Annotated in this window: 8 protein-coding genes and 2 pseudogenes; all 10 read left to right on the top strand. The window is 29.6% G+C overall.

The features are described 5' to 3' along the window. Positions 1–715 (top strand): DNA/RNA non-specific endonuclease (locus IDG60_RS05100; RefSeq protein ID WP_206160538.1); only part of this gene is annotated, 715 nt, incomplete at its 5' end. A 10-nt stretch (positions 716–725) separates the two neighbouring features. After that, positions 726–1,217, top strand: coding sequence for a TIGR01741 family protein (locus IDG60_RS05095; protein ID WP_000142044.1), 492 nt, complete (start codon positions 726–728; stop codon positions 1,215–1,217). Between the two features lie 202 nt (positions 1,218–1,419). Next, the gene (locus tag IDG60_RS05090; RefSeq protein WP_000208417.1) at positions 1,420–2,103 is read left to right on the top strand and encodes a DUF5079 family protein; all 684 of its coding nucleotides are present in this window, start codon (positions 1,420–1,422) and stop codon (positions 2,101–2,103) included. Positions 2,104–2,248: 145 nt separating this feature from the next. Next, positions 2,249–2,860 (top strand): annotated as a pseudogene (locus tag IDG60_RS05085) (DUF5080 family protein). Between the two features lie 134 nt (positions 2,861–2,994). After that, positions 2,995–3,213 carry a hypothetical protein gene (locus IDG60_RS05080; protein ID WP_000431307.1) on the top strand — a complete coding sequence of 73 codons (219 nt, stop codon included), beginning with the start codon at positions 2,995–2,997 and terminating at the stop codon, positions 3,211–3,213. A 131-nt stretch (positions 3,214–3,344) separates the two neighbouring features. Next, entirely contained in the window at positions 3,345–3,845 is a 501-nt protein-coding gene (locus IDG60_RS05075; RefSeq protein ID WP_000142138.1) for a TIGR01741 family protein, read from the top strand. 10 nt (positions 3,846–3,855) lie between these two features. Next, positions 3,856–4,356, top strand: coding sequence for a TIGR01741 family protein (locus IDG60_RS05070; protein ID WP_000141941.1), 501 nt, complete (start codon positions 3,856–3,858; stop codon positions 4,354–4,356). 10 nt (positions 4,357–4,366) lie between these two features. After that, positions 4,367–4,866, top strand: a pseudogene (locus IDG60_RS05065) (TIGR01741 family protein). A gap of 10 nt (positions 4,867–4,876) precedes the next feature. Then, entirely contained in the window at positions 4,877–5,377 is a 501-nt protein-coding gene (locus IDG60_RS05060) for a TIGR01741 family protein (protein WP_001008493.1), read from the top strand. A gap of 10 nt (positions 5,378–5,387) precedes the next feature. Then, a partial coding sequence (locus IDG60_RS05055; protein WP_031762347.1) for a TIGR01741 family protein occupies positions 5,388–5,662 on the top strand: 275 nt, incomplete at its 3' end.

Here is a 5,662-nt window from a genome sequence, read left to right as displayed (position 1 = left end):
AGAAATAGCACATCCATTTAAACAACAACTTGCACCAGCGGGAATGGGTGGTATAAAATTTGCTGAAACAACTACTTTGAGAAACATGGGTCAAAACATGAAACGTGCTGTTACACCACAAAATCACGTGACACATGGTCCGAAAGATAGTATGGTGAGAAGTGAAGGTAAACATAGTGTAAGTAGCCATGAAATAAATTTATCAAAATATGTTGAATCACCAAACTACACCAAGGTCAAATATGGAGAGCAATATGCAAGACTTAGACCTAAGAAACTAAAAGCAAATATAGAATATACAACACCAACTGGTCACATATATCGGACTGATCATAAAGGGCGCATAAAAGAAGTTTATGTAGACAATCTTTCTCTAAAAGATGGCGGTCGTAATAACCATGCACAAAGAACTGTGGGAGGAGAGGATAGATTACCAGACGATGATGGAGGTCACTTAATCGCCAGAATGTTTGGTGGGTCAAAAGACATAGATAACCTTGTAGCACAAAGTAAATATATCAACCGTTCATTTAAGGAAAATGGTGATTGGTACAAGTTGGAAAAACTATGGGAAAAGGCAATCAAGTCTGGAAAATCAATAGAAAATATTAAAATAGAAGTTAAATATAAAGGTAATAGTCAAAGGCCGACTATATTTAAAGTTGAATATGAAATTAATGGTAAAAGAAATATTAGAAGAATATTAAATAAGTAGAGGTGCCAACATGACATTTGAAGAGAAGCTTAGCAAAATATACAATGAAATTGCGAATGAGATTAGCAATATGATACCGGTAGAGTGGGAAAAAGTATATACAATGGCTTATATAGATGATGGAGGAGGGGAGGTATTCTTTAATTATACTAAGCCAGGTAGTGATGACTTGAATTATTACACCGATATACCTAAGGAGTATAACATTTCTGTGCAAGTATTTGATGATTTATGGATGGATTTATATGATTTGTTTGAGGAGTTAAGAGATTTATTTAAAGAAGAAGATTTAGAACCATGGACATCATGTGAATTTGACTTTACAAGAGAGGGTAAATTGAAAGTATCATTTGATTATATAGATTGGATAAATACAGAGTTTGATCAATTGGGCCGTGAAAATTATTATATGTACAAAAAATTTGGGGTTATACCAGAAATGGAATATGAAATGGAGGAGGTTAAACAAATCGAGCAATATATTAAAGAGCAAGAAGAATAGACAATCTTAATGTGAGACTAAACAATAAAGCTTTGTTTAGTCTTTTTTGGCGGTTAAGTAAAAAGCAATAGATACCGTAAAGTTGATGCTCGTCAAATAATAATATAAAGATAGTTTTATGCTTTGTATAGATAAAAACCTAAGTACTTATAACTTTAAATACGTAATATGCTATTTAAAAGATAATGTATAGGAGACAGATATGACTACTAAAGAAAATATTGATACTCTTCGAAAGCCAGGTGCACAAGCCTTAAGTTTAATATCATTGTTTTTGATACTTTTTTCATGTCTAACTTTCTTTTTTGGTTTAGATTATGAAAGGTTTCCAAACTATTTAAAGATAACGACAATTATAGAATTAATAATTATTGTAATTAGTTTACTTCAATGGATTAGGTTTATAGATTTCGAAAAAGAAAGTGCACGGAAATATAAAAAAATATATGCTCGATTTTTAGTTATTATAAATGTGTTAACTACTATCACTGTAGTATTTGCACTGTGTAACCTTTATTATTTTGCAGCTGTACAAAACCATTACGATTTATTCAATTATTGGTTAATGGGTACGATTTCAATCATAATTAGCTATTTATTATTAGTAATTGGCGGAATGTTTACGTTGTTAAAATTACCTAAAGTAACAAAACGCTGGGGGGGTAAAACTAAAACACATTTCGGTTTATTATTAACTGCGTTGAGCTCATTTATATATATTGAAAAAATTATCGAATATATATTGATTCCTAATGTCGTAGAATCCAAGTTTATAATTATTGTGAGCATGTTGGTTATCGCTGGAGCACAATTTGTGGCATTTCAATTTATTATGCAATACAGTAGATTCTATATTTTTGAATTAAACACAGAAGATGATGACTAAATGATTTTGTAAATACTGTGAAGTATACTTAAATTAAGAAAATCAACTTCAACGTATATCACCATATTATTTTATACTCAATGATGTGAATGGATTTAAGTGGATTGATATTAAAGTAAAAGTTATGGAATATTGAGGTGCGAATATGGAGTTCTTATTATTAATTGTCGTAGCCGGACTGTATTATATTATATATTTAACTGCTGTGATGTATTCTGAAAAAATAGTAGTATTGCCTATAATCATCTATGCCATTTTGTTTGTAATAATTGGTATCACTTATATCTTTATAGGCGACAGCTATGATCAATTAACAAATTTCAATGTGATTTTGTATATGGGGAGTTTGTTTTATGCATGGATGGCTATTAGAAATCTTTGGAACAGACCACTATTACTAAAATATAAGAACATTACAGATAGTTCAAGTGGAATAGTTAATAAATCTGAATACAATTCAGTTGAAAGCTTACGTATAAATATTGAAATAGCTAAGTATAAAGGGATTATTTCTTTGATAGTAGCTATAGTACTAACGGTATTAATGACATTAAAGTCAACACCTCAAATCACTGCAGAAACACGTGACTTAAGTATCTCATTTTTCATACTCAGCTTATTTATCATTATTATATTTGCAGTTTGAGATTTGTTTATTAGAGTTAGAAAAGGAGCGTTTGCTTTTGTTGTAATAAGGCCAATATTATTCAGTTGTTGGATATTTATTTTGAATATGATTTTATCAAGATTATTATAATTGTATTACATATAGGTGTGGGTAAATTTTATTTATGAAATGATGAAAAAGTATATACTATTAATATCTTTTTTACTATAATTATAAATAGTTAAATAAATTGAAAGACAAAATAATGAGTAGGAGTTAATGAGATGGAAAACCAAAAACAAGGCAATGGCTTAAAAATTGCAACATGGGTATTTATTGTATTAACAGTAGTTACACCGCTATTTGGTATTGGAAGTATTGTTTGTAGTATTAATTATAAAAAATACGATGCTGAAAAAGGTTCGAAGTTATTGCAAATTGCAATTATCGTAACAATAATTGCTTTTGTTTTAAATTTATTAGCATATTTAGGTTTAAGATAAGTAAAACGAATTTGAAGAAGCATTAAGCGACATTTGGGTGTTGTTTAATGCTTTTTATTTAACGGAAATAAGTGTAGAGAATAAATTAATAGTTTAATCAAGAGATATTTCGAACACATAGGGGCGATAACATGACTTTCGAAGAAAAATTAAGTCAAATGTACAACGAGATTGCGAATAAGATTAGTAGCATGATACCAGTAGAGTGGGAAAAAGTATATACAATGGCTTATATAGATGATGAAGGTGGAGAAGTGTTCTACTATTACACAGAACCTGGAAGCAATGAATTATACTACTATACTAGTGTATTAAATAAATATGATATATCGGAATCAGAATTTATGGACTCAGCGTATGAGTTGTATAAACAATTTCAAAATTTAAGAAATATATTTAAAGAAGAAGGATATGAACCATGGACATCATGCGAATTTGATTTTACAAAAGAAGGTGAATTAAAAGTTTCATTTGATTATATAGATTGGATCAATACAGAGTTTGATCAATTGGGCCGTCAAAATTATTATATGTACAAAAAATTTGGGGTTATACCAGAAATGGAATATGAAATGGAAGAAGTTAAAGAAATCGAACAATATATTAAAGAGCAAGAAGAAGCTGAACAATAGAGGTGATAACATGACTTTCGAAGAGAAAATAAGCAAATTATATAATGAGATTGCGAATGAGATTAGCAGTATGATACCGGTAGAGTGGGAAAAAGTATATACAATGGCTTATATAGATGATGGAGGAGGTGAAGTATTCTTTAATTATACTAAACCAGGTAGTGATGACTTGAATTATTACACCGATATACCTAAGGAGTATAACATTTCTGTGCAAGTATTTGATGATTTATGGATGGATTTATATGATTTGTTTGAGGAGTTAAGAGATTTATTTAAAGAAGAAGATTTAGAACCATGGACATCATGTGAATTTGATTTTACAAGTGAAGGTAAATTAAAAGTTTCACTTGATTATATTGATTGGATAAATACAGAGTTTGATCAATTAGGCCGTGAAAATTATTATATGTACAAAAAATTTGGGGTTATACCAGAAATGGAATATGAAATGGAAGAAATTAAAGAAATCGAGCAATATATTAAAGAGCAAGATGAAGCTGAACTATAGGGGCGATAATATGACTTTCGAAGAAAAACTAAGTCAAATGTACAATGAAATTGCAAATAAAATTAGCAGTATGATACCGGTAGAATGGGAAAAGGTATATGCAATGGCTTATGTAAATGAAAGAAGTGGAGAAGTGTTCTACAATTATACTGAACCAAGAAGTGATGAATTATTTTACTATACGAGCGTGTTAAATAAATATAATATATCAAGATCAGAATTTATGGACTCAGTATATGAATTATATAAGCAATTTGATAAACTAAGAGATTTATTTAAAGAAGAAGGACTCGAACCATGGACATCATGTGAATTTGACTTTACAAGAGACGGCAAATTGAATGTTTCATTTGATTATATTGATTGGGCGAATTCAGAGTTTGGACAAATGGGAAGAGAACATTATTACATGTATAAAAAATTTGGAATTTGGCCTGAAAAAGAATATGCCATAAATTGGGTAAAAAAATAAAAGATTATGTTAAAGAGCAAGATGAAGCTGAACTATAGGGGCGATAACATGAATTTTGAAGAAAAATTAAGTCAAATGTACAACGAGATTGCGAATGAGATTAGTGGGATGATACCAGTAGAATGGGAGCAAGTATTTACAATAGCTTATGTAACTGATCAAGCTGGGGAAGTCATTTTTAATTATACTAAACCAGGTAGTGATGAATTGAATTATTACACATATATCCCTAGAGAGTATAATGTCTCTGAAAAAGTATTTTATGATTTGTGGACGGATTTATATAGATTGTTTAAGAAGTTAAGAAACGCATTTAAAGAAGAAGATTTAGAACCATGGACATCATGTGAATTTGACTTTACAAGCGAAGGTAAATTAAAAGTTTCATTTGATTATATTGATTGGATAAATACAGAGTTTGATCAATTAGGCCGTGAAAATTATTATATGTATAAAAAATTTGGGGTTATACCAGAAATGGAATACGAAATGGAAGAAGTTAAAGAAATCGAGCAATATATTAAAGAGCAAGATGAAGCTGAACTATAGGGGCGATAATATGATTTTCGAAGAAAAACTAAGTCAAATGTACAATGAAATTGCAAATGAAATCAGTGGGATGATACCAGTAGAGTGGGAAAAAGTATATACAATTGCTTATGTAGATGATGAAGGTGGAGAAGTCGTTTTTAATTATACTAAACCAGGTAGTGATGAATTGAATTATTACACATATATCCCTAGAGAGTATAATGTCTCTGAAAAAGTATTTTATGATTTGTGGACGGATTTATATAGATTGTTTAAGAAGTTAAGAAACGCATTTAAAGAAGA

Source organism: Staphylococcus sp. EG-SA-2 (genome assembly GCF_017152085.1).
The sequence above is the reverse complement of the archived record's forward strand: the minus strand, read 5'-3'. Positions and strand labels throughout refer to the sequence as shown.

Excerpts from the sequence above, each read along its gene's own strand:
- IDG60_RS05095 (WP_000142044.1), top strand. The coding sequence starts at position 726 with ATGACATTTGAAGAGAAGCTTAGCAAAATATACAATGAAATTGCGAAT.
- IDG60_RS05075 (WP_000142138.1), top strand. The coding sequence starts at position 3,345 with ATGACTTTCGAAGAAAAATTAAGTCAAATGTACAACGAGATTGCGAAT.
- IDG60_RS05090 (WP_000208417.1), top strand. The coding sequence starts at position 1,420 with ATGACTACTAAAGAAAATATTGATACTCTTCGAAAGCCAGGTGCACAA.
- IDG60_RS05070 (WP_000141941.1), top strand. The coding sequence starts at position 3,856 with ATGACTTTCGAAGAGAAAATAAGCAAATTATATAATGAGATTGCGAAT.
- IDG60_RS05060 (WP_001008493.1), top strand. The coding sequence starts at position 4,877 with ATGAATTTTGAAGAAAAATTAAGTCAAATGTACAACGAGATTGCGAAT.
- IDG60_RS05080 (WP_000431307.1), top strand. The coding sequence starts at position 2,995 with ATGGAAAACCAAAAACAAGGCAATGGCTTAAAAATTGCAACATGGGTA.